This window comes from Amycolatopsis sp. NPDC114478 (assembly GCF_055633805.1).
On record NZ_JBVKDO010000007.1, the window covers coordinates 364,493 to 387,932 of the forward strand.

24 protein-coding genes are annotated in these 23,440 nt (G+C 71.7%); 18 read left to right on the plus strand and 6 right to left on the minus strand.

Annotated features, from left to right (window positions below; genetic code table 11):
• Positions 1-14: 14 nt before the first annotated feature.
• The gene (locus tag ACZ7OH_RS22205; protein WP_470282488.1) at positions 15-839 is read left to right on the plus strand and encodes an NAD(P)H-binding protein; all 825 of its coding nucleotides are present in this window, start codon (positions 15-17) and stop codon (positions 837-839) included.
• On the opposite strand, the gene ACZ7OH_RS22210 is transcribed toward ACZ7OH_RS22205, so the two are convergent.
• Positions 836-2,005, minus strand: coding sequence for an MFS transporter (locus ACZ7OH_RS22210; RefSeq protein ID WP_470282489.1), 1,170 nt, complete (start codon positions 2,003-2,005; stop codon positions 836-838). The genes ACZ7OH_RS22205 and ACZ7OH_RS22210 overlap by 4 nt on opposite strands.
• 75 nt (positions 2,006-2,080) lie before the next feature.
• On the opposite strand from ACZ7OH_RS22210, the gene ACZ7OH_RS22215 reads away from it, so the two are divergent.
• A complete protein-coding gene (locus tag ACZ7OH_RS22215) occupies positions 2,081-2,617 on the plus strand; it encodes a CGNR zinc finger domain-containing protein (RefSeq protein ID WP_470282490.1) in 537 nt (178 codons plus the stop codon).
• 51 nt (positions 2,618-2,668) lie between these two features.
• Here the strand turns inward: ACZ7OH_RS22215 and ACZ7OH_RS22220 are convergent, their stop codons facing one another.
• Both ACZ7OH_RS22220 and ACZ7OH_RS22225 read right to left on the minus strand, forming a co-directional pair.
• Positions 2,669-3,103 (minus strand): OsmC family peroxiredoxin, encoded by a 435-nt coding sequence (locus tag ACZ7OH_RS22220; RefSeq protein ID WP_470282491.1) that lies wholly within the window; start codon positions 3,101-3,103, stop codon positions 2,669-2,671.
• On the minus strand, positions 3,090-3,548 hold the full coding sequence (locus ACZ7OH_RS22225; protein WP_400905269.1) for a MarR family winged helix-turn-helix transcriptional regulator: 459 nt from the start codon (positions 3,546-3,548) through the stop codon (positions 3,090-3,092). The genes ACZ7OH_RS22220 and ACZ7OH_RS22225 overlap by 14 nt, the downstream gene beginning before the upstream one ends.
• A gap of 77 nt (positions 3,549-3,625) precedes the next feature.
• Between ACZ7OH_RS22225 and ACZ7OH_RS22230 the strand changes: the two genes are divergently transcribed.
• On the plus strand, positions 3,626-4,129 hold the full coding sequence (locus ACZ7OH_RS22230) for a DinB family protein (RefSeq protein WP_470282492.1): 504 nt from the start codon (positions 3,626-3,628) through the stop codon (positions 4,127-4,129).
• On the opposite strand, the gene ACZ7OH_RS22235 is transcribed toward ACZ7OH_RS22230, so the two are convergent.
• Both ACZ7OH_RS22235 and ACZ7OH_RS22240 read right to left on the minus strand, forming a co-directional pair.
• Complete coding sequence (locus tag ACZ7OH_RS22235) at positions 4,116-4,877, minus strand: DUF1295 domain-containing protein (RefSeq protein WP_470282493.1); 762 nt, start codon at positions 4,875-4,877, stop codon at positions 4,116-4,118. The two genes, ACZ7OH_RS22230 and ACZ7OH_RS22235, sit on opposite strands and share 14 nt — an antisense overlap.
• Positions 4,877-6,142 carry a class I SAM-dependent methyltransferase gene (locus ACZ7OH_RS22240; RefSeq protein ID WP_470282494.1) on the minus strand — a complete coding sequence of 422 codons (1,266 nt, stop codon included), beginning with the start codon at positions 6,140-6,142 and terminating at the stop codon, positions 4,877-4,879. The genes ACZ7OH_RS22235 and ACZ7OH_RS22240 overlap by 1 nt, the downstream gene beginning before the upstream one ends.
• 82 nt (positions 6,143-6,224) lie before the next feature.
• On the opposite strand from ACZ7OH_RS22240, the gene ACZ7OH_RS22245 reads away from it, so the two are divergent.
• The 11 genes from ACZ7OH_RS22245 to ACZ7OH_RS22295 all read left to right on the plus strand — a co-directional run bounded on the left by ACZ7OH_RS22245 (position 6,225) and on the right by ACZ7OH_RS22295 (position 15,424).
• Complete coding sequence (locus tag ACZ7OH_RS22245) at positions 6,225-7,493, plus strand: NAD(P)/FAD-dependent oxidoreductase (protein WP_470282495.1); 1,269 nt, start codon at positions 6,225-6,227, stop codon at positions 7,491-7,493.
• Positions 7,487-8,221: a DUF1365 domain-containing protein gene (locus ACZ7OH_RS22250; RefSeq protein ID WP_470282496.1), complete on the plus strand. Its 735-nt coding sequence runs from the start codon at positions 7,487-7,489 to the stop codon at positions 8,219-8,221. Before ACZ7OH_RS22245 ends, ACZ7OH_RS22250 begins: the two co-directional genes overlap by 7 nt.
• Positions 8,214-8,819, plus strand: coding sequence for an ECF RNA polymerase sigma factor SigK (sigK, locus tag ACZ7OH_RS22255; protein WP_400905286.1), 606 nt, complete (start codon positions 8,214-8,216; stop codon positions 8,817-8,819). Before ACZ7OH_RS22250 ends, sigK begins: the two co-directional genes overlap by 8 nt.
• Complete coding sequence (locus tag ACZ7OH_RS22260) at positions 8,816-9,586, plus strand: anti-sigma factor (RefSeq protein WP_470282497.1); 771 nt, start codon at positions 8,816-8,818, stop codon at positions 9,584-9,586. The genes sigK and ACZ7OH_RS22260 overlap by 4 nt, the downstream gene beginning before the upstream one ends.
• Positions 9,587-9,829: 243 nt before the next feature.
• Entirely contained in the window at positions 9,830-11,131 is a 1,302-nt protein-coding gene (gene ftsZ, locus ACZ7OH_RS22265) for a cell division protein FtsZ (RefSeq protein ID WP_470282498.1), read from the plus strand.
• A 72-nt stretch (positions 11,132-11,203) separates the two neighbouring features.
• Positions 11,204-11,908, plus strand: coding sequence for a peptidoglycan editing factor PgeF (gene pgeF, locus ACZ7OH_RS22270; protein WP_400905291.1), 705 nt, complete (start codon positions 11,204-11,206; stop codon positions 11,906-11,908).
• A complete protein-coding gene (locus tag ACZ7OH_RS22275) occupies positions 11,905-12,633 on the plus strand; it encodes a YggS family pyridoxal phosphate-dependent enzyme (RefSeq protein ID WP_470282499.1) in 729 nt (242 codons plus the stop codon). Before pgeF ends, ACZ7OH_RS22275 begins: the two co-directional genes overlap by 4 nt.
• Positions 12,634-12,729: 96 nt before the next feature.
• Entirely contained in the window at positions 12,730-13,326 is a 597-nt protein-coding gene (locus ACZ7OH_RS22280) for a cell division protein SepF (RefSeq protein ID WP_470282500.1), read from the plus strand.
• A gap of 115 nt (positions 13,327-13,441) precedes the next feature.
• Positions 13,442-13,717: a YggT family protein gene (locus ACZ7OH_RS22285; protein WP_072477845.1), complete on the plus strand. Its 276-nt coding sequence runs from the start codon at positions 13,442-13,444 to the stop codon at positions 13,715-13,717.
• A gap of 53 nt (positions 13,718-13,770) precedes the next feature.
• The gene (wag31, locus tag ACZ7OH_RS22290) at positions 13,771-14,625 is read left to right on the plus strand and encodes a DivIVA-like cell division protein Wag31 (protein WP_400905297.1); all 855 of its coding nucleotides are present in this window, start codon (positions 13,771-13,773) and stop codon (positions 14,623-14,625) included.
• 163 nt (positions 14,626-14,788) lie between these two features.
• Positions 14,789-15,424, plus strand: coding sequence for a hypothetical protein (locus tag ACZ7OH_RS22295; protein WP_470282501.1), 636 nt, complete (start codon positions 14,789-14,791; stop codon positions 15,422-15,424).
• On the opposite strand, the gene ACZ7OH_RS22300 is transcribed toward ACZ7OH_RS22295, so the two are convergent.
• Positions 15,421-16,167 (minus strand): ArsR/SmtB family transcription factor, encoded by a 747-nt coding sequence (locus ACZ7OH_RS22300; RefSeq protein WP_470282502.1) that lies wholly within the window; start codon positions 16,165-16,167, stop codon positions 15,421-15,423. The two genes, ACZ7OH_RS22295 and ACZ7OH_RS22300, sit on opposite strands and share 4 nt — an antisense overlap.
• A gap of 64 nt (positions 16,168-16,231) precedes the next feature.
• Between ACZ7OH_RS22300 and ACZ7OH_RS22305 the strand changes: the two genes are divergently transcribed.
• The 4 genes from ACZ7OH_RS22305 (at position 16,232) to ACZ7OH_RS22320 (ending at position 23,374) form a co-directional block, all read left to right on the plus strand.
• On the plus strand, positions 16,232-17,542 hold the full coding sequence (locus ACZ7OH_RS22305; RefSeq protein ID WP_470282503.1) for an MFS transporter: 1,311 nt from the start codon (positions 16,232-16,234) through the stop codon (positions 17,540-17,542).
• Between the two features lie 240 nt (positions 17,543-17,782).
• Complete coding sequence (gene ileS / locus ACZ7OH_RS22310; protein WP_470282504.1) at positions 17,783-20,950, plus strand: isoleucine--tRNA ligase; 3,168 nt, start codon at positions 17,783-17,785, stop codon at positions 20,948-20,950.
• A gap of 77 nt (positions 20,951-21,027) precedes the next feature.
• Positions 21,028-22,647, plus strand: a complete 1,620-nt coding sequence (locus ACZ7OH_RS22315) for a penicillin-binding transpeptidase domain-containing protein (RefSeq protein ID WP_470282505.1) — start codon at positions 21,028-21,030, stop codon at positions 22,645-22,647.
• Positions 22,648-22,690: 43 nt separating this feature from the next.
• On the plus strand, positions 22,691-23,374 hold the full coding sequence (locus tag ACZ7OH_RS22320; protein ID WP_470282506.1) for an ArsR/SmtB family transcription factor: 684 nt from the start codon (positions 22,691-22,693) through the stop codon (positions 23,372-23,374).
• Positions 23,375-23,440 lie beyond the last annotated feature (66 nt).

A 23,440-nucleotide genomic window follows, 5' to 3' on the forward strand; every position in this document is an offset into this window, starting at 1 on the left:
TGAGGAGGGTGTTCATGACGATCCTGGTGACGGGAGCGACCGGCAGCGTCGGCCGGTTGGTGGTCGACGAGCTGCTCGCCGCGGGAGTCTCGGTGCGAGCGCTGACCGTCGACCCCGAACGTGCTCAGCTTCCCCGGGAGGCCGAAGTCGCCGTCGGGTCGCTGGCGCGGCCGTCGACGCTTCCCCTGGACGGCGTCTCCGCGGTCTACCTCGCCCCGATGGCGCGGACCGTCCGGCGGTTCTGCGAACTGGCCACCGAAGCGGGCATCAAACGCGTCGTCGCGTTGTCGGGGAGCAGCGTCGGCGACGGTCACGAAGGCTCCAGTGGCAACGAGTACGGCGCGGTGGAGGCCGCCGTCCGGGAGGCCGGGTTCGGCTGGACCTTCCTGCGCCCCGGCGTCTTCATGAACAACACCCTCGACTGGGCGGACATGGTCCGCGCGGGCGAGGTCGCGACGGCCTACGGCGACGCGACCCAAACCCCGATCGACCTCGGCGACATCGCGGCGGTCGCGGCCCGCGTCCTCACGAGCGGGGGGCACGTCGGTGCGACGTACGTCCTCAGTGGACCGGAGTCGATCAGCCTTCGCGGGCAGGTCGCGACCTTCGAATCGGTGCTGGGCAAGGAAATCCGCTTCCGCGAGCTGACCCGCGACGAACAGCGCGCGCAGTGGATCGGGTACGGCGTCCCGGAGCAGGCGGTCGACTGGGTCCTCGACGGCTTCGAGGAGACGTTGCGCCGTCCGCAGGTGCCCACCGGCGTCGTCGAGGAACTGTTGGGGCGTAAGGGAACGACGTATGCCGAGTGGGTCGGGGCCAACCGGGAGGTGTTCGCCTAGACCTCGGTGCGCGTCATGCCGGCCAGCCCGAGCAGCGGGAGCGCGCCCGCGAAGATGACCACCGCTGTCCAGCCGCCCAGGTGGTACGCGATCGAGCCTGCCTGGGAACCGATCGCGCCGCCGATGAAGAACGTGCCCAGGTAGACGCTGTTCACGCGGGCGCGGGCGGAGGGGTCCAGCTGGTAGATCACGTGCTGGCCGGTCACCAGCGTCGCCTGGACCGCCATGTCCACCGCGATCGCCGCGATCGCCAGCAGCACCACGCTGTGCGCGCCGAACCCGGCCAAGGCGAAAGCCGCCGCGCACAGCACGAACGCGGCCGCCGTGAGCCGACGGCCGTGGCCGTGGTCGGACCACCGCCCGGCCAGCGGGGCCACCAGGGCGCCGGCCGCGCCCGCCAGCGCGAACAGGCCGACGCCGAGCTGGGTGTAGTTGAACGGCGGCGCCGTCAGCACGAACGCGATCGTCGTCCAGAACGCGCTGAACGCCCCGAACATCGCCGACTGGTACAGCGCGCGGTGGCGCAGCGCGGGGTGTTTCCGGGCCATGGCCAGGGTCGAGCGCAACAACTGTCCGTAGTGGACGTCCGTTTTGGGCGCCCGGGCCGGCAGGATGAACCGCAGGACGACGGCGAGCGCGGCCATCGCGCCCGCCGAGATCAGGAACACCACGCGCCAGCCGGTCACCTCGGCCAGCAGGCTGGCGACGACGCGCGAGAGCAGGATGCCGAACAGCAGCCCGCTGACGACGCGCCCGACGATCCGGCCGCGGATGGCGTCGGGGGAGATGTCGGCGGCGAACGGGACGAGGATCTGCACGACGACCGACGCCGCCCCGACGACGAGCGAGGCGATCAGCAGCACGGCGAACCCGGGCGCGACGCCGGTGACGACGAGGCCGGCGCAGGCGACCGCGAGCAGCGTCGCGACGAGCCCGCGGTTCTCCATCCGGTCGCCGAGCGGGACGAGCAGCAGCATCCCGGCGGCGTATCCGATCTGGGTGGCGGTGACGACCCCGCCGGCGGCGGCCTCGCCGATGCCGAAGGTGTGCCGCAGCTCCGCGAGCAGCGGCTGGGCGTAGTAGAGGTTCGCGACGGTCAGTCCACAAGAGACGGCCAGCAGCAGCACCAGCCACCCGGGCGGGGCTTTTTGCTCGGTCTCGGTCATCGTTACCCCCTTGGAACCGGTTTGATCGGTTCCCGACGGTACCAGTCAAACCGGTTCCGGCGTACTGTGACCCGTATGACGGACCGATTCCGCGAAGGCGCGGGCAGGCTGTGCCTCGACTTCGTCCGGACGCTGCGCTACCGCGGGACGCCGGAGGAGCTGGAAGAGCTGCCCGACGCGGCGGCGTGGGGAGCGTGGATCGACCAGCTGGGCCCGTTCGCGACGCCGGTGAAGCCGACGGACATCTCGGTGCGCGACGCCTGGACGGCCCGCGAAGCGATTTACGAGCTGCTCACCGGTGACGTGCGCGAGGTGGTGCGCCGGCGGTTGAACCGGTTCGCGGCGCTGCCGGTACCCGCGCCGTTCCTGACGGCCGCGGGCGAACTCCGCTGGCAGGCACCCGATCCCGCGGAGGCGATGGTGGCGTTGCTGGCCCGGGACGCGCTGGAGCTGGTGACGTCCCCGGAGTTCGCCCGGGTTCGCCGTTGCGCGGGCGAGCGCTGCGGCGCGCTGTTCCTGGACACGTCGAGGCCGGGCACGCGGCGGTGGTGCTCGATGGAGATCTGCGGCAACCAGGCGAAGAAGTCGACTTATCGAGCCAAGGTGCACTGACGCGGAACGGCCCCCTCGACGAATCCGAGGGGGCCGTTCGCTGGTCGGACGTCAGTTGAGCGCGGCGTCCAGCGTGATCGTCGTGCCGGCCAGGGCCTTCGACACCGGGCACGTCTTCTCCGCCGTCTCCGCGTACTCCGCGAACTGCTCCGCTGTCACGCCCTCGATGGACGCGCGCAGCGTGATCGCGATGCCGCTGATCTCGAAGCCGCCGCCGGACGCCGGGCCGAGGGTGACCTCTGCGGTCACGTCGATCGAGTCCGCCGTGAGCTTCTGAGCCTCCAGCACGCCCGACAGGTTCATCGCCAGGCACGACGAGTGCGCCGCCGCGATGAGCTCCTCCGGGCTCGTCTGGCCGTCCGGGTTGCCCGCCCGGGTCGGGAACGACACGCTGAACGTGCCGGCGTTGGACGAGTCCAGCGTGACCTCGCCCTTCCCGTTCTGCAGTCCGCCGACCCAGTGGGTGGTCGCGTCACGGCTGGGCATCAGGGCCTCCATGTGTGTAGGCGGTGGCCGACGCCGTCAGCCGCCGCAGGGTCGCTATCAGTTCCCGCCGCGAGGCGTCGTCGAGGCCCAGTGCGCAGCCGATGGCCGACGGGACGCCCGCTGCGCGGGTGCGCAGCGAACGGCCCTCCTCGGTCAGGCTGACCACCACCGTGCGTTCGTCTTCGGGCAGCCGCGCCCGCGTGACGAGCCCGTTGGCCTCGAGCCGCTTGAGCAGCGGGGAAAGCGTGCCGTAGTCCAGGTGCAGCGCCTCGCCGATCTCCTTGACCGGCCGGGCGTCGGACTCCCACAGCACCAGCAGCACCAGGTACTGCGGGTAGGTGAGCCCCAGTTCGCCGAGCAGGGGACGGTACGTGTCCGTCACCGCGCGCGACGCCGCGTACAGCGCGAAGCAGGCTTGCTCGTCCAAGAGGAACTCATCAGGCACGTCCGTAAACCTAGTCCACGATTACATCGTGCGCAAGGTATCCGGAAATGTCGGACCCCTCTGGCAAAGTGCCCCGCATGACCAGACCCGACCGCCCGAAGGTCCCGCTCACCGGCGGCGAGCGCGAAATCCTGACCGGCCTGCTCGACCACCACCGCGCCACCGTCGCTTGGAAGGCCGGCGGCCTCACCGAAGACCAGGCCCGGCAAGCGCACCTGCCGAGCGAGCTGACGACCGTCGCCGGCCTGGTCGCCCACCTCACGCTCAACGAGTGGTTCTGGTTCGCCGTGGTCGTCGACGGCGAGGAGGACACCTGGGAGGAGAAGCTCGAGCAGGACCCGGACGCGGAGTTCCGGGTCTCGCCGGACACCAAGCTCGAGACCCTCCTCGCCGACTACGAGAAGCAGTGCGCCCGCAGCCGCGAGATCATCGCGAAGCACGGCCTCGACGACGAAGTGACGCACAAACAGGAGACCTTCAACGTCCGCTGGGTCCTCACGCACATGATCGAGGAGACCGCGCGGCACGTCGGTCACCTCGACGTGCTGCGCGAGCTCACCGACGGGCTCACCGGGGAGTGACCTTCTTCGGCGGCAACGGGAAGAACCCGCTGGTGCGCTCGACGTAGTTCGCGTACGCCGGGCGCGTGCGCGCCATTCCCTTCTCCAGCATCGGTTTGCCCGTCCCGCGGGCGAGGGTGAACGTCATCGCCACGGGGGAGAGGATCGTCAAGGCACCCGGCCACGTCGAGCAGGCCAGCAGGTAGAGGCCCCACCACACGCACGCGTCGCCGAAGTAGTTCGGGTGCCGCGTGTAGCGCCACAACCCCGTGTCGAGCACCTTGCCCTTGTTCCCCGGATCGGCCTTGAAGCGGCGCAGCTGGTCGTCGCCGATCGTCTCGAAGGCGAAGCCGACCACCCACACGGCGATGCCCAGCCAGCCCAGGACACCGATCCCCGTGCCGTCCACCGCGAACTGCACCGGGAGGGAGACGAAGTACAGCACCACGGCCTGGAACAGATAGACGCGCACGAACATCTTGAGCGGCCCGTAGCCCATCCGCGCGTACCGCGGGTCTTCGGGCAGCTTGTGGTTGCGCAGGTGCAGGTGCACCGAGAGCCGCACACCCCAGACGACCGTCAGGAGGACGACGACCAGCCGCAAGTACAGCGGGCCGTCGCCGAAGGGGAACGCGGCGACCGCGACGATCGCGAACCCGAGCCCCCAGAACGTGTCGATCGTGTCGTACCGCTTGCGCGCCCGCGCGATCCCGAAGGTCAGGGCCACCGCCACGAGCGTGACGGCGGCCGTGACGAGCAGCTGCGGCATCAGCACCACTCCCGCGTCGCCGGCATCCCGGCGCGACCGTGCTCGTCGGGCCGCACGGAAAGGATCTGGTCCACGCCCATCCGGTTCTCCTCGAACGCCAGTGCCCCGCCCACCAGGTACAGCCGCCAGACCCGCGCGCCGGTCTCGCCGATCAGCGCGACGACGTCGGCCCAGTTCTCCTCCAGGGTGTCGGCCCAGGCGCGGACCGTCCAGACGTAGTGCTCGCGCATCGCGTGCACGTCCCGCACTTCCAGGCCCGCGGTCTCCAGGTGGTCGATCGTCCGGCCCACCGGCCGCATGGTCATGTCGGGGGCGATGTAGCGCTCGATGAACGCGCCGCCGCCGGGCGCGACGTTCCCGCGCGACATCTGCTGGATGAGCACCCGGCCGCCGGGCTTGACCATCTTGTGCAGCGTCGCCGCGTAGGTCGGGTAGTTGATCTCCCCGACGTGCTCGCCCATCTCGATCGACGCCACCGCGTCGAACGGCGCGTCCGGCAGCTCGCGGTAGTCCTGCCGGCGCACCTCGACGCGGTCTTCGAGGTCGTGCTGGGCGAGCCGGCCGCGGATGTGCTGCAGCTGCTCGGCCGAGAGCGTGATGCCGACGGCGTGCACGCCGTGGTGCTTGGCCGCGTGGACCAGCAGCGAGCCCCAGCCGCAGCCGACGTCGAGCAGCCGCATCCCCGGCCGCAGCCCCAGCTTGCGGCAGATCAGCTCCAGCTTGTCGTGCTGCGCCTGTTCGAGGCTCTGCGACTCGGAGGTGAAGTACGCGCTCGAGTACGCCATCGAATCGTCCAGCAGCAGCTGGTAGAAGGCGTTGCCGAGGTCGTAGTGGTGCGCGATCGCGGACTTGTCGCGCAGCAGGCTGTGCAGCCTGCCGGTCAGCCGGGCCTCCTCGGCGGGCGGCTTCGGCGGCGGCCCGACGACCCCGAGGCGGGCGGCGAGCCGGACGGCTTCGGCCCACTCGCGCGGGCCGAGCTTCGCCCGGTTCAGCTCCCCCGCGCGGGTGAGGGTCCAGATCCGGCGGAAGCCGTCCGTCAGGTCCCCCTCGACGTCGAGGTCGCCGGTGACGTAAGCGCGGGCGAGCCCCAGCTCGCCGGGCGCGTAGAGGAGGCGGCGCAGGGCACGGCGGTTGCGCAGCACGACCGTGGGCGCGTCCACTGGGCCGGCGCGGGTTCCGTCCCAGGTCCGCAGGCCGACGGGGAGCTGCCCGCCGAGGAGCTTCCCGGCGAAAGAAGCGAGGCGGTGCGCGGTGGTGTTCGGCATGTCCGGGATTCGCTCTCCGCGGCGACGTGGATTGGTTCGGCCCCGATCCAATCCGGACGCGGGGCGGCCGCGAAGGACCGGTGTGGAGATCACGGGAGAACGCATCGCCGTCATCGGCAGCGGGGTGGCCGGGTTGACGGCGGCATACCTGCTGCAACGCAAGTACGAGGTGCTGCTCTTCGAGGCGGACGACCGCCTCGGCGGGCACGCGCACACGCACGACGTGCCGAGCTCGCACGGCGGCACGATCGGTGTGGACTCCGGCTTCATCGTCCACAACGAGCGCACCTACCCGTCGCTGCTGCGGCTGTTCGCCGAGCTCGGGGTGCAGACGCGCGACACCGAGATGTCGATGAGCATCCGGTGCGACGGCTGCGGCCTGCAGTACGCCGGCGCGAAGGGGCTGGCCGGGCTGTTCGCCCAGCGCGGCAACCTCGCGCGGCCCCGTTACCTGCGGATGCTCGCGGAGGTCAAGCGGTTCCACCGGCACGCGAAGCGGCTGCTGGCGGCGACGGACGCCGGCGACGTCACGCTCGGCGCGTTCCTCGCCATCGGCGGCTACACCCGCTACTTCGTCGACCACTTCATGCTGCCGCTGGTCTCGACCGTCTGGTCGGCCGACCGCAGCGACACCCTCCGCTACCCGGCGCGGTACCTGTTCGAGTTCCTGCGCAACCACGGCATGCTGAGCGTCAAGAACTCGCCGGCCTGGCGGACGGTCGCCGGCGGGTCCCGCGAATACGTCGAACGCGCGGCGAAGCAGCTCACCGCCGTCCACCTGTCGACGCCGGTGCGCTCGGTGCTGCGGACCGCGGGCGGCGTCGAGATCCGCGACGACGCCGACACCCCGCACCGGGTCGCCAAGGTCGTCGTCGCCACGCACGCCGACCAGGCCCTGGCCCTGCTGGCCAACCCGACCGACGCCGAGCGCGAGGTGCTCGGCGCGTTCCGCTACTCGGCCAACGAGGCCTGGCTGCACACCGACACGAGCGTCCTGCCCTCGCTGGCCGACGCGCGCGCGGGCTGGAACTACCGTGCGCCCGTCTGCGGCGCGCCGACCGGCGCGGTCCAGGTCAGCTACGACATGAACCGCCTGATGCGCCTCGACGAGCCGACCGGGTACGTCGTCACGCTCAACCCCGGCGACGGTCCGGAGAAGGAGCACCTCGTCGCGCGGATGGAGTACGAGCACCCGGTCTACACGCCGGAATCCGTTGCGGCGCAACGCCGGCTGCCCGAGCTCAACGACGGCGTGCTCGCCTTCGCCGGTGCGTACCACGGCTGGGGCTTCCACGAAGACGGCTGCTCTTCGGGGGCCCGCGCCGCCGAAAGCCTGGGAGTCGTGTGGTGACGAACGCGCTCTACGACGCCACGGTCGCGCACGTGCGGCGGATCGACCCGCCGCACGCCTTCGCGCACCGCGTGTACCTGTGGCGGGTCGACCTGGACGACCTGCCGCGGCTGCCGTGGTGGCTGCGGCCGTTCGCCCGGTTCGACCGCCGCGACCACTTCGTCGCCGGCGACCCGCGGCCGATCCGGGAGAAGCTCGACGCCTGGCTCGCCGAGCGCGACGTCGACCTGCGCGGTGGAAAGGTCGTCATGCTCGCCGCCGCGCGCGTGCTCGGGTACGTGTTCAACCCGATCAGCGTCTACTGGTGCCACGATGCGCAAGGCCGCCTCGAGTGCGTCGTCGCCGAGGTGCACAACACCTACGGCGGCCGGCACGCCTACCTGCTGCGGCCCGACGAAGCCGGCCTCGCCCGCGCGGCCAAGGAGTTCTACGTCTCGCCGTTCCAGGAGATGGACGGCGAGTACCGGATGCGCCTGCCCCGCCCGGAAGCGTTGCTCGACCTCACCGTGGCGTTGCGCCGCGGGAGCTCGACGCCGTTGGTCGCTACGCTGCGGGGAGTTCGCCGCCCGGTGAACCCGCGGTGGCTGGCCCGGCTCGTGCTGGCCCGGCCGCTGCTCCCGCAGCGGGTGTCCGCGCTGATCCGCCGCCACGGCGTCGCGTTGTGGCTGCGGAAGGCCGCGGTCGTGCCGCGCACCCCGCAGACCGCCGGAGGACAGCTGCATGGATGAGCAGGCCCGCCCGCGCGCCGTGGCGCCGGTGCCCGCCGAAGTGCCGGCGGGTCCGACGGCCGAGGAGCTCATGGTGCGCGTCGCGAAGGGCGACGAGCGCGCCTTCGAGCTGCTCTACGACCAGCTGGCCGGGCCGATCTTCGGTCTCGTCCGGCGGATCGTGCGGGACGCGGCGCAGTCCGAAGAGGTCGCCCAGGAGGTCCTCGTCGAGCTGTGGCGTACCGCGACGCGGTACGCCCCCGACAAGGGCTCGGCGCTGAACTGGGCGATGACCCTGGCGCACCGCCGCGCGGTCGACCGCGTCCGCTCGGCGCGCGCCAGCACCGAGCGCGAGCAGAAGGCGACCTTCGAAGCCGCCCGCGGCCGCCCGTTCGACGAGGTCGCCGAGTCCGTCACCGCGCGGCTCGAACGCTCCCAGGTGCGCCGGTGCCTGTCCTTCCTGACCGATCTGCAGCGCGAGTCCGTGCTGCTCGCCTACTACCAGGGCTATACGTATCGCGAGGTGGCCGAAGTGCTGTCGACGCCGCAGGGAACCATCAAGACGCGGCTGCGGGACGGGCTGATCCGCCTGCGGGACTGCCTGGGGGTGACCGCTTGAGCACGCCAGAGATGCACACGCTGGCCGGCGCCTTCGCCCTCGACGCGGTCAACGACATCGAGCGCGCGGAGTTCGCCCGCCACCTCGAGGAGTGCGAGTCCTGCGCGCAGGAGGTCGCCGAGCTGCGGGCGACCGCGGCCCGGCTGGGCGCGGCGATGGCCGAGGAGCCGCCGCCGGAGTTCAAGGACCGGGTCATGGCGGCCATGCACGCCACCCGCCAGCTGCCGCCGCGCACGCGGCCCGGGTCGCACGAGCGGTCCCGCCGCTCGTCGCGGGCGCCGCGCTGGGCGGTCGTCGTGGCGGCCGCGGCCGCCGTCGTCGGGCTCGCCGCGGGCGGCGTCTTCGGCGGCATCGCACTGACCCAGCAGCAGGAGCTGCAGTCCGCGCAGAGCCGCCTCGACCAGGCGAAGCAGCGCTACGAGCCGGTGGCGGCGCTGCTGTCGGCCCCCGACGCGAAGACCGTGCACGGCGAGGCGCCCATCGGCGGCGGGGTCACGGTCATCGCCTCGAAGTCGCTGAACCGGGTCATGGTGATGGACACCGGGCTGCCGGCCCAGCCGGGCGGCAAGGTCTACGAGGCCTGGCTGATCACGGGCGGGAACGCCCCGCGCTCGGCCGGGGTGATCGCCGCGTCCGACGACGGCGGCCTGGTCGTGGCCGACGGCGTCGGGCCGGTGGACCAGCTCGCGGTGAGCGTCGAGCAGGCGGGCGGTTCGCCCACCGGCACGCCGACCGACGTGCTCATGAGCATGCCCGCACCGGCCTGAGCGGCATGCCATAGCAGATCGGACCGGAGGGGTGTTCCCGGCTCCTCGCTCTTGCGCGCTCGAACGTGTTGTGGCAAAACACCTTTGCGACACACGGCGTGCCTACTGGATTAGAGCCTGCCTGGTGCCTACCGTCCTGCCTAACGTCGGCAGTTGACATAACTCTCAATCTGGGGTTTAGGTTGAGAGTTGATCACCGGCCGGCGGGCTGTACGGGCACAACGATCAGGAAGGCGGACTTCGATGACGCCCCCGCACAACTACCTTGCGGTGATCAAGGTGGTCGGCATCGGCGGTGGCGGCGTGAACGCCGTGAACCGCATGATCGAGGTCGGCCTCAAGGGTGTCGAGTTCATCGCGGTGAACACCGACGCCCAGGCACTGCTCATGTCCGACGCCGACGTCAAGCTCGACATCGGCCGCGAACTCACCCGGGGCCTCGGCGCGGGCGCCGCCCCCGAGGTCGGCCAGAAGGCCGCCGAAGACCACCGTGAAGAGATCGAAGAGGTCATCAAGGGCGCCGACATGGTGTTCGTGACGGCCGGCGAAGGCGGCGGCACCGGCACCGGTGGCGCCCCGGTCGTGGCGCAGATCGCCCGCAAGCTGGGCGCGCTGACCATCGGCGTCGTGACGCGCCCGTTCACCTTCGAGGGCAAGCGCCGCGGCAAGCAGGCCGAAGACGGCATCCAGTCGCTGCGCAACGAGTGCGACACCCTCATCGTGATCCCGAACGACCGGCTGCTGCAGCTCGGCGACATCGGCGTCTCGCTGATGGACGCGTTCCGCTCCGCGGACGAGGTGCTGCTGTCCGGTGTCCAGGGCATCACCGACCTGATCACCACGCCGGGCCTGATCAACCTCGACTTCGCCGACGTCAAGAGCGTCATGTCCGGCGCGGGCTCCGCGCTGATGGGCATCGGCTCGGCCAGGGGAGAAGGGCGGGCCATCCAGGCGGCGGAGAAGGCGATCAACTCGCCGCTGCTGGAGGCGTCGATGGACGGCGCCCACGGCGCCCTGCTGTCCATCGCCGGTGGCTCCGACCTGGGCCTGTTCGAGATCAACGAGGCCGCGTCGCTGGTGCAGGAGTCCGCGCACCCGGACGCCAACATCATCTTCGGCACGATCATCGACGACTCGCTCGGCGACGAGGTCCGCGTCACGGTGATCGCGGCCGGGTTCGACGCCGGCGCGCCGACCCACAAGAAGCTCGACCCGCCGGCCTTCGGCTCGCGCTCGTCGTCGACGACGGCGTCCGCCGCGGCCGGGCAGGTCTCGAACCCGCCGGCGCCGCCGTCGGGGGCCACCCCGGTGCCGTCGGCGGGCAGCTCCGGCTACCCGGTCGCGCCGCCGCGGTCGCACTCGCCGCTGCCCTCGGCCACCGGCAACCCGCCGTCGGGCGGGCTCCCGCAGCCGGGTGGCGGCTCGCGCGGCTACTCGCCGCTCGGCTCCAACGCGACCCAGGGCAGCCTGCCCGGCCGCGCGATGCCGGTGCACGACGACCCGTCGGACGACGAGGTCGACGTCCCGCCGTTCATGCGGCGCTAGGTCAACCGCTGTTCCTGAAGGCCACCTCGGAGTCCCCGAGGTGGCCTTCACGGCGTTTGGGAGGATGGGGACATGCGGGTTCGGCGAGTGGTCACGACCAGGGCGGGCGGCGCGTCACGGCCGCCGTACGACACGTTCAACCTGGGGGACCACGTCGGCGACGACGAGGGGAACGTCTACGCCAACCGCAAGCGGCTCGCGTCCGAGCTGGGCTTGGCCGAGGACAAGCTGGCCTGGATGGAACAGGTCCACGGCCGCACGGCGACCATTGTGGACGGCTCCGAGACCCGGGCGGCGGAGGCGACCGACGCCCTGGTGACGGCGACCCCGGGCGTCGCGCTGGTGGTGCTCGTCGCCGACTGCGTCCCGATCCTGCTGGCCGACGCCGAGGCCGGGGTGGTCTCGGCGGTGCACGCCGGTCGCGTCGGCACGCGGGTCGGCGTCGTCCCGGCCGCGGTCTCCGCGATGTGCGAGGCGGGCGCCGAGGTGGGCCGCATCGAAGCGCTGCTCGGCCCGGCGATCTGCGGTGACTGCTACGAGGTCCCGGCCGCCATGGCCGCCGACGTCGAGAAGCACGTGCCGGGCAGCGCCTGCAAGACCCGTCGGGGCACGCCCGGGCTCGACCTGCGCGCCGGGCTCTGGCGGCAGCTCGCGGACCTCGGCGTCGGGAAGATCGGCGTCGACCCGCGGTGCACGAACGAGGACAAGACGCTCTTCAGCTACCGCCGCGACGGCACGACCGGGCGGATCGCGGGCATCACGTGGATCGAAGCATGACCGACCGCAAGGCGGAGCTGGCCGCCAACCTCGCCGAGGTCGAGGAGCGGATCGCCGCCGCGTGCCGGGCCGCCGGGCGCGCGCGGGACGAGGTCAAGCTGATCGCGATCACCAAGACCTTCCCGGCGTCCGACGCCGCGCTGCTCACCGATCTGGGTGTCGCCAACCTCGGCGAGAACCGGGACCAGGAGGCGGGGCCGAAGGCCGCCGAAGTCGCCGAGTCGCGGCCGGACGCGCACCCGCGCTGGCACATGGTCGGCCGGCTGCAGCGGAACAAAGCGCGGTCCGTGGTCGGGTGGGCACACGAAGTGCAGTCCCTGGATTCGGCCCGGCTCGCCGACGCGCTCGCGAAGGCTGTGCGTGCGGCCCGGGACGCCCGGATACGTGACGAACCCCTCGACGTGCTGATCCAGGCCAGCCTCGACGACGACCCCGCTCGCGGCGGCTGCCCGCTCGACGAGCTGGGCGCGCTCGCCGAGCTTGTCACTCACACGGGTGAACTGCGGCTTCGCGGCCTGATGGCCGTCGCACCGCTCGGCGCCGACCCCGCGGCCGCCTTCGAACGCCTCGCTCGCGCGGGTGAGAGCCTCCGCAAAGATCACCCGAATGCCGCAGACGTGTCCGCCGGGATGAGCCATGATCTCGAGCAGGCGATCACGCACGGCTCGACCTGTGTGCGTGTCGGAACCGCGTTGCTCGGTGGACGCGGTTTAGCCTCGCCGTAGGGAGCCCGTACCCGGTCACGTTTAGTGGTCGGCCGTACGGGGCACTGACGGCGTGGAGAAACGTCGGTGCGGGAGCGGCTAGGGCTAGGGAGAGGCATGAGCGCGCTGCAGAAGCTGAAGGCCTACTTCGGGATGGTGCCCGCGGACGACGACGACTACGACGACGGGGACGACTACCGGCGCGGTTACGACGACGACTACGACTCCTACGAGGAGCCGGCGCCGCGGTCGTCCCGCTCACGGTACCGCGACGTCGACGACACGTACGACGAGCCCGTCAGCCGCAGCCGGTCACGCTCAGTCGCCGCTGCCGAGCCCGCCGTCCACGGCGCGCTCGCGATCGACCGCCAGCCGGAGCCCGTGGCGCGCCTGCGCCCGGTCACCGAGCCCGTCCGGCCGCCGCTGCGGGACCCGCTGAGCCGGATCACGACGCTGCACCCGACGAGCTACGTCGAGGCGCGGGCGATCGGCGAGCACTACCGCGAGGGCATCCCGGTGATCATCAACCTCACCGAGATGGAGAACGCGGACGCCAAGCGGCTCGTCGACTTCGCCGCCGGGCTGGCCTTCGCGCTGCGCGGGTCGATGGACAAGGTCACCAACAAGGTGTTCCTTCTCTCACCGCCCGATGTGGACGTCACGGCGGAAGACCGTCGGCGGATTGCCGAGGGCGGATTATTCTTGCGGGGCTGAAGTCGCGCGGACCGCTGAGCGCAAGCAGACGTGATTTTGTCGACCCGATGCCGCGTCGACCCCCTCAACTGCGTCTTCTGCGAGGACGCCCGGTTAGAGTAGGTACGTGGAAGCTGTGTGGCTGGTCGTCTGGTACGTGCTGTTCGCCTTCTGGCTGCTGCTGACGGCGCGGATCGTGATCGAACTCGTCCGGACGTTCGCCCGTGAGTGGCATCCGGCCGGGGGGGTTGCGGTGACGCTCGAGACCATCTACACAGTGACGGACCCGCCGGTTCGTCTGTTCAGACGAATCATTCCGATGGTTCGAATCGGCGGCGTGGGACTGGACTTGTCGATTATGGTTCTGCTGCTGGTTGTGTTCTTCGCGATGCAACTGGCGACTCCAAGTTGATCGGGGAAGAACTTGGATGGACCTGCAGGCCATGGAGTGCGTGAGGTGATCTGATGTCGTTGACCCCCGCTGACGTGCACAACGTTGCGTTCAGCAAGCCGCCCATCGGCAAGAGGGGCTACAACGAGGACGAGGTGGACGCGTTCCTCGACCTGGTGGAGACCGAGCTGGCCCGCTTGATCGAGGACAACAACGAGCTGCGCCAGCAGATGGAGCAGCTCGACGCCGAGCTCGAATCGACTCGTTCCGAGCTCGAGAACGCCAAAGCGAACGTCGGCGCGCCCCCGATGCGCGAAGAGCCGTCCCGGCGCCTCGCGCCGGTGCCGCCGCCGCAGTCCGCCATGGAGCAGACCCAGGCGCACTCGATGGTCGGCGACAGCGCCGAGCCGAACGTGCAGGCCGCCAAGGTCCTGGGCCTGGCCCAGGAGATGGCCGACCGGCTGACCGCCGAGGCGAAGACCGAGTCCGACGGGATGCTGGCCGAGGCCCGCACCAAGTCCGAGCAGCTGCTCTCGGACGCCCGGGCGAAGTCCGACTCGATGGTCAACGAGGCGCGCACGCGCGTCGACACGATGCTGAACGACGCGCGGACCCGGGCCGAGACGCTGGAGCGCCAGGCGCGCGACAAGGCGACGACGCTGGAGCGCGAGTCGCAGCGCAAGTACACCGAGACGATGAACAGCCTCAACGCCGAGAAGGGCGGGCTGGGCAAGAAGATCGAAGAGCTGCGCACGATCGAGCGGGAGTACCGCACGCGACTGCGCGGGTTCCTCGAGTCCCAGCTGCGCGAGCTCGACGACCGCGGCTCCGCGGCCCCGGCGTCGGCCTCGTCGAACTCCGGCCAGTCGTCCGGTTCGTCCAGCGGCGGCCAGGGCTACTCGTTCGGCCCGCGCGCCGAAGCGGGCTGAGTTTCCGTTCCGGGCCCACCCCGCCGGCACCGCCGGCGGGGTGGGCCACGGTGGCCCACCCCGCCGGCACCGCCGGCGGGGTGGGCCACGGTTCGGAGTCGATCCGGTACCGCACGTGGGCGGGTCGTCGGACGATCTTGCCCTGTTCGTGTTGTAATTCAGCGTGCTTTACATCGTGCTGGTCCTGGTACTGGCGGCTCTGGGGTTGCTCGTCACCGCGCTCATCACCGCGTCTTCGCTGTGGGCGTGGGTATCCATCGGCCTCTCGGTGCTCGCGGGGCTGATCCTGGTCGCCGACTGGCTGCGCCGCCGGCGTCGGTCCGCGGTGGCCGCTCCGGTCGCCGCCGAGCCGGATCCGGAGCCGGAACCGGCTTCCGCCGAACCCGAACCGGCTTCCGCCGAACCCGCGGAGAAACCGGCCGAGGAAGAACAGACCGTCCTCATCCCGGCGGCCGGCGACCTGGGCGACCCGGCCGACACGCCGGAGCCCGAACCTGAGCCCGAACCGGCTCCGGCCGAAGAAGAACCGGCCGAGTTCGAGGCCGAGGCCGAGGCCGAGCCGGCGACCCGAGGTGAGCCGGGCGAAGAAGAGACGTCGGCGGCCGACATCGCCGTCCTGGCCGACCTCGAGGACGAGGTCGTCGTGGTCGACGAACACCCGCGCTACCACCTGAGAACGTGCGTCTGGCTGGGCAGCCGCGACACGATCCCCATCGGCGTCGGCGAAGCCCGCCAGCTCGGCTTCACCCCCTGCGACCGCTGCAGCCCCGACGCGACCTTGGTGGCCGCGCACCGCTAGGCGGCCAGGTCCGCCACCCCGAGGTGGGCCGCCAACGCCCGCGCCCCCTCCGGCGTCAGCCGCAACGCGCGGTGTGCTTGCCCACGCCGGCGCACCCAGCCCGCGTCCACGAACCGCGTCGCGACCGCCGCGCCCAGAGCGCCCGCCAGGTGGTGGCGCTGCTCGCTCCAGTCCAGGCAGAACTTCAGCAGCGGCCGCCGTCCCGCCGCGACCGCGGCCAGGTCCACGCCCAGCTCGCCGAACACCACTTCCGTGTGGGGACCCAGCGTGTACGGGTGTTCGCGCAGCGGAGCCGAAATCCGGTCACCCGGCCGCCTTCCCGTGTCCGGGGCACCGGACAGCGCACCCCGGTCGAGCAGCGCCGCCGTCACGGCCACCCCGAGCCGGCCCGCCAGGTGGTCGTAGCACGTCCGGGCCGTCCGCAACGCCTCCGCTCGCGTCCCTTCGCGCAACGACGACACCGGTTGCGACGGCGAGAACCGCGCCAGCGTCTCCATCAGCTCCGCGGTGTCCGGACCGGCCAGCCGGTAGAACCGGTGCCGCCCCGACTTCTCCGCGACGACCAGCCCCGCGTCCCGCAGCTTCGCCAGGTGCGCGCTGACGCCCGGAGCGGACAGCCGGGCCTCGGCCGCCAGCACGGACGCCGCCAGCGCCCGGCCGTCGGCCAGCGCCAGCAGCACGCGGACCCGCGCCGGGTCGGCGAACAGCGCCGCGGTGCGGGCGATGTCGGCGTCGCCTTCCATGCCCCCAGGATGCCCCCGGCACACTTCCACCGCGACGGAAGCGTCCGCGCGGTCCACTGGGGACATGCTCCTGTTCACCCTGTGCGCCGGGATGTTCCTGGTGCAGCTGGACGTCACGGTCGTCAACGTCGCCCTGCCCGCCATTGGCGCGAACCTCGGCGGCGGTCTCGCCGCGCTGCAGTGGGTGATCGACGGCTACGCGGTCGTCCTGGCCGCCCTGCTGCTCACCGGCGGCGCCCTCGGTGACGTCTTCGGGCACCGCCGGGTGATCGTTGCGGGCTTCGCGCTGTTCGGCGCGGCATCGGCCGCGTGCGGGCTCGCCGGGTCGGCACCGTGGCTCATCGCCGCGCGAGCCGGCCAGGGCCTGGGTGCCGCGCTGCTGCTGCCGGGCACGCTGGCCGTGATCACGAACGCCCACCCCGGACGCGCCGAGCGCGCGCGAGCCCTCGGCATCTGGGCCGGGGTGTCGGCGCTGGCGCTGGCGGCGGGCCCGGTCCTCGGCGGGGCGATCGTCGCCGCGGCGGGCTGGCGGCCGGTGTTCTGGCTCAACGTCCCGATCGTGCTCGCGGCCGCCGTCGCGACCCGCCGGCTCGTGCCGCGCGGCGACCGCGGGCCGGGGCGGATCGACTTCGCCGGCGTCGCGACGGCCGCGCCCGCCCTCGGCGCCGGGGTCTACGCGGTCATCGACGCGAACGTGCTCGCCGGGGTGCTCGCGGTCGTCCTGCTGGGGGCCTTCCTGGTCGTCGAACACCGGTCGGCGCACCCGATGCTGCCGCCGGCCGTCGCCCGGCGAACGGCGGCGGCGAACTTCGTCGCGGCGGCGATGAACTTCGTCGGCATCGGCACGATCCTCGTGCTCACGCTGTACCTCCAGGGTGTTCGGCACGCCGGACCGCTGCGAGCCGGGCTCGAGGTGCTGCCGTTGTTCCTCCCGCTCTCGGTGCTGGCGCCGGTCGCGGGCCGGCTGACCGGCCGGTTCGGGCCGCGGCCGCTCATGGTCGCCGGGCTGGCACTGGGGGCGCTCGGGATGCTGAACCTGGTGCTGGTCAACGGAAACAGCGGTTACCCGGCCCTCCTGCCGACCTTGCTGGGGCTCGGGATCGGGATGGGCCTGCTGACGACGGCGGTCGTGACGGCGGCCGTCAGCGACGTCCCGGCCGAGCGGGCCGGGGTCGCGAGCGGCGTCAACAACACCGCGCGCCAGGCCGGTGGCGCGCTCGGCGTCGCGGTGCTCGGCGCCGTGATGGGTGGCGGCGACGCCGGCGGCCTTCACGCGGCCGGCCTGATCGCCGGCGCGCTGTGGCTGGTCGCGCTCGGCGTGACCGTCGTGTGGCTACGTGCCCCTCGTGACAACCCGGTTGCGCGGGCCGGTTAACCTGGTATCAGCAAGGCGTCGATCCGGCCATCACCGGGGAGCCTCCGGAAGAACCGAGCATCACGCTCTCAGTAGAACCGGACGGGTGCGGCCCGTGACAGCCGTCGAACGAGCGGCCCGGCAGCGTCACCGCCGGGCAAGCGGGGTGGTACCGCGGTGCGCCGCCAGGCGTTTCGTCCCCGTGTGGGTGACCGGGAACCCGGTCGTCCGTACGAGAGCGACGAACCGAGGAGCACCGGGATGTACCCCCAGGCCCACTTCGACGACAGCGCGGGCGTTCCGTCGCAGCCGTCCTTCCCCGCGCTGGAGAAGCAGGTCCTCGCCTACTGGGAGACGGACCGGACGTTCCAGGCGAGCATCGACGCGCGCCCGGCCGGCGAGCACGGCGACAACGAGTACGTCTTCTACGACGGCCCGCCCTTCGCCAACGGCCTGCCGCACTACGGCCACCTCCTCACCGGGTACGTCAAGGACCTGGTGCCGCGCTACCAGACGATGAAGGGCCGCAAGGTCGAGCGCCGCTTCGGCTGGGACACCCACGGCCTGCCCGCCGAGCTGGAAGCCATGCGCCAGCTCGGGATCACGGAGAAGGCCGAGATCGAAGAGATGGGCATCGCGAAGTTCAACGAGGCTTCGCGCGAGTCCGTCCTGCGCTACACGAGCGAGTGGCGCGAGTACGTCACCCGCCAGGCCCGCTGGGTCGACTTCGACAACGACTACAAGACGCTCGACGTCACCTACATGGAGTCGGTGCTCTGGGCGTTCAAGCGCCTGTGGGACAAGGGACTCGTCTACGAGGGCTACCGCGTCCTGCCGTACTGCTGGCGCGACGAGACGCCACTGTCCAACCACGAGCTGCGGATGGACGACGACGTCTACGCCACCCGCCAGGACCCGGCCGTCACCGTCGGATTCCGCTTGCAGGACAACGGGAACCAACTCGACGGCACATACCTGCTGATCTGGACGACGACGCCGTGGACGCTGCCGTCGAACCTCGCGACCGCCGTGCACCCGGAAGTCCGGTACGTCGTCGTGGAGAGCGAGAACTTCCCCGGCAAGCGGTTCCTGCTCGCCGAAACGCGTGTCGCCGCGTACGCGCGTGAACTCGGCGAAGAGCCGACGGTCATCGCGCGCTACACCGGCACCGAACTGCTCGGAACCCGGTACGCACCGCCGTTCCCGTACTTCACCGGCACGGAGAACGCGCACCGCGTCCTGGCCGCGGACTACGTCACCACCGAAGACGGCACCGGTGTCGTGCACATCGCGCCCGCTTACGGTGAAGAGGACAAGGTCGTCACCGACGCGGCCGGCATCACCCCGGTGACGCCGGTCGACGCGCAGGGCAAGTTCGACTCGACCGTCCCGGACTACGCCGGCCAGCAGGTGTTCGACGCCAACCCGAACATCATCCGCGACCTCAAGAACGGCACGGGTTCCGCGGCCGAGCAGGGCGCGCTGCTGCTGCGCCACGAGACCTACGACCACCCGTACCCGCACTGCTGGCGCTGCCGCAACCCGCTGATCTACCGCGCGGTGTCGTCGTGGTTCGTCGCCGTGACGCAGTTCAAGGACCGGATGGTCGAGCTGAACCAGCAGATCACCTGGTACCCGGAGAACGTCAAGGACGGCCAGTTCGGCAAGTGGCTGGAGAACGCGCGCGACTGGTCGGTCTCGCGCAACCGCTACTTCGGCACGCCGATCCCGGTGTGGCAGTCGGACGACCCGGCGTACCCGCGCACCGACGTCTACGGCTCGCTCGACGAGCTGGAGGCGGACTTCGGCGTGCGGCTGGACAACCTGCACCGGCCCTACATCGACGAGCTGACCCGGCCGAACCCGGACGACCCGACCGGCAAGTCGACGATGCGCCGGGTGCCGGACGTCCTCGACGTCTGGTTCGACTCCGGCTCGATGCCGTACGCCCAGGTGCACTACCCGTTCGAGAACGCCGACTGGTTCGAGCACCACTACCCGAGCGACTTCATCGTCGAGTACATCGGGCAGACCCGCGGCTGGTTCTACCTGCTGCACGTGCTCGCGACGGCGCTGTTCGACCGGCCGGCGTTCCGCACCTGCGTCGCGCACGGCATCGTGCTCGGCTCGGACGGCGCGAAGATGTCCAAGTCGCTGCGCAACTACCCGGACGTCAACGAGGTCTTCGAGCGCGACGGCTCCGACGCCATGCGCTGGTACCTCATGGCGAGCCCGATCCTGCGCGGCGGCAACCTGGTCGTCACCGACAAGGGCATCCGCGACGCCGTCCGCCAGGCCGTGCTGCCGCTGTGGAACTCGTACTACTTCCTCGCGCTGTACGCGAACGCCGAAGGCGTGGAAGGCAAGTGGCGCACGGACTCGCCGAACGTGCTCGACCGGTACGTCCTGGCGAAGACGCACGAGCTCGTCACCGACGTCGAGTACGCGATGGACCACTACGACATCGCGGGTGCGTGCCAGACCGTGCGGGACTTCCTCGAGGTCCTCACGAACTGGTACGTCCGCCGCTCGCGGGACCGCTTCTGGGCCGGTGACCAGGATGCCATCGACACGCTGCACACCGTGCTGGAGGTGACTTCGCGGGTGACGGCGCCGCTGCTGCCGCTGACCACCGAGGTCGTCTGGCGCGGCCTCACCGGCGGCCGTTCGGTGCACCTGACCGACTGGCCGAACGCGAACGACCTGCCCGCCGACGCGGCGCTGGTCACCGCGATGGACCGGGTGCGGCAGGTGGCGTCGTCGGCGCTGTCGCTGCGGAAGGCGAACAAGCTGCGCGTGCGGCTGCCGCTGTCGTCGCTGGTCGTCGCGGCCGAGGACGCCGAGACGATGGGCGCCTTCGTCGACATCCTGCGCGACGAGGTGAACGTCAAGGCGGTCGAGCTGACCACCGACGTCGCCGCGCACGGCGGGTTCGAGGTCGCGGTGAACGCGCGGGCGGCCGGCCCGCGGCTGGGCAAGGACGTCCAGACGGTGATCAAGGCCGTCAAGGCGGGCGACTGGTCGTTCCAGGGCGGGGCCGTGGTCGCGGCCGGGATCGCGCTGCGCGAAGGCGAGTTCGAACGGCGGCTCGTCGCGAAGAGCGGCGGCGCGGCGGCGGAGCTGCCCGGCGGGTCCGGGCTGGTCCTCATCGACACCGAGGTGACGCCGGAGCTGGCGGCCGAGGGCCTGGTCCGCGACCTGGTCCGGGTCGTGCAGCAGGCCCGCCGCGACGCCGGGCTGGACGTCGCCGACCGGATCGCGCTGACCGTGGACGCACCTTCCGACGTCGTCGAGGCGGCTCGGACGCACGAGGAGTTCCTCGCGTCGGAGACCCTCTCCACGTCGGTGACCTACGGCGCGGTGGCCGACGGATCCGCCGGCACCGTCGGCGACGGCACCAAGGTCACGGTCGCGGTCGAAAAAGCCTGACCGATCGTCGTGGGTGGCCGGTAAGATCAGCCGGTCACCCACGACGGTGGCGTTCCTTGGGGGAGGGGTACGCGGAAATGAGTCCTGCGAGAAGACGCGGCATCCTGATCGGCGGCGCGCTGCTCGTCGTCGTGGCCGTGGTGGCGGCGTTCTTCGTGCTGAACGGCGGTTCGACGCCCGCGGCGGAAGCCGGGGCGACGAGCGTCGAGAACCCGGGCGCGGCCGATCCGCATTCGGCGATCACGGAGTACCTGCAGGACCTGTCCGAGAACAACCCGGACGCGGCGGGCCGGCTGACCGACGCCGCGCCGGCGGCCGCGGTGGCGCTGCGGGACGCGCGGAACACGCTGAACCCGTCGTCGCTGAAGGCGAAGCTGACTGTCCTGCAGCCGACTCCGGCCGGGGCCAAGCAGACCAGCGGGACGTTCAGCGTCTCGTGGGCGCTGAAGCCGGGGAAGGTCTGGACCTACGACGTGCCGTTCGAACTCGCCCAGACCGGCGGGAAGTGGCTCGTGCACTGGGCACCGTCGCTGCTGCACCCGAAGCTGGAAGCGGGGCAGCGGCTGGTGATCAGCACGGCGGTGCAGGACACGACGGCCGTCGCCGACCGCGACGGCAAGCCGCTGCTGGTCAGCGGGGCCAGTGGCCTGCGCGCGGTCGACGGCGACCCGGCGCCGCTGCTGCGTTCGGCGCTGACCGGGCAGGTGACGGCGGCGAGCGGGGGCGGCTTCGCCGTCGAGCGCGTCGACACCAGCGGGAAGAGCGTCGAGACGCTGTTCGGGAAGGCCGACGGCGAGGCGAAGACGCTGACGTCGAGCCTGAGCCTGACCGCGCAGAAGTCCGCGCAAGCCGCGGTGGACGGCTACCAGGGCTCGGCCATGATGGTCGCCCTCGACACGGGCTCGGGCGACATCCTCGCCGTCGCGCAGAACGCGGCCGCGGGGAACGCCCCGAAGGCGCTGCACGGGCTGTACGAGCCGGGTTCGTCGTTCAAGATCGCGACGTCGGTCGCGGCGGTCCAGCAGAGCGGGCTCGACGCGGGCTCGCCGGTCGACTGCCCCGGCGTCGCCACGATCGGCACGCGCACGGTCAAGAACGAGGGCTTCGAGCTGGGCGCGACGAACCTGCAGACGGCGTTCGCGCGCTCGTGCAACACGACGTTCGGGCAGCTGGCGCTGGACCTCCCGGCCGACGGGCTGGTGAAGGCGGCGAACGAGCTGGGCCTCAACGCCGACTACGAGATCCCGGGGATCGACACCGAGCTGGGCAAGGTCGAGCCGGCGGCGAGCAAGGACGAGCAGGTCGAGGACGGGTTCGGCCAGGGCCGGATCCAGGCGAGCTGCCTCGGCGGCGCGCTGATGGCGGCCACGGTCGCGGCCGGCAAGGCCATCACACCGCGGCTGTGGCACGACCTCGACACGAAGGTCGTCAAGGGCTACTCGCCGCCGCCCGCGGCGGTGCTCGGCCAGGTGCGGAAGATGATGCGGGCCGTGGTGACCAGCGGGACCGGCCGCGGCGCGGCGGGGGCGGGCGAGGTCTTCGGCAAGACCGGCACCGCCCAGTTCGGCGACGGCTCGAACGCCACCGGGTGGTTCGTCGGGTACCGCGGCACCGTCGCGTTCGCGGTGCTCCTGGAGAGCTCCAACGACTCGGGCCCGGCGGTCACCCTGGCCGCGAAGTTCCTGAAGGGGATCTGACGCTTCGGCCGCGGCCGAACAGCGCGGGTCGTAGCGTGGGGGCATGGAGACGATCGCCCTCGCCGAGGTCGCCGCGGTGCTCGCCGACCCGAGCCGGGCCACCATGTGCCTCGCCCTGCTCGACGGGCGGGCCTGGACCGTCGGCGAGCTGGCCAAGGCGGCCGGGATCGCGCTCTCCACGGCCAGCGAGCACGTCACCCGGCTGGTCGGCGCCGGGTTCGTCGTCCGGGTCAAGCAGGGCCGCGCGAGCTACGTCCGGATCGCCGACCCGCGCGTCGCCGAGCTGATCGAGCACCTGGCCCAGCACGCCGAGCACCGGCCGCTAATGGGGCTGAAGTCGTCGCTGCGGGTGAAGCGGCTCAGCTTCGCGCGCACCTGCTACGACCACCTCGCGGGCGTTCTCGGCGTCGCCGTGCGCGACGGCATGCTCGCCACCGGTCTCGTCGACACCGCCGACGGCCTGACGCTGACCGGCCGCGGCCGCGAGGTGCTGGCCGGGCTCGGCGTGCCGGTCGCCGCCGGGCGCCGGCCGCTGCTGCGCGACTGTCTGGATTGGACGGAACGCCGCGACCACCTCGCCGGCGCGCTGCCCGCGGCGCTGCTCGACCGGGCGGTCGAGGCGGGCTGGGTCGGCCGGGACGGCCACCGCGCCGTGAAGGTGCACCCGAGCGCCGCCAAGCCGTTCGCCGCGCTGGGTGTCGATCTCTCGGCGCTGGATGGGCCTTAACACACCGGGTGTCCGACTCGGGCCGGCGGTACACGAACGAGTTAACCCACCCGCTTCACTATTCTG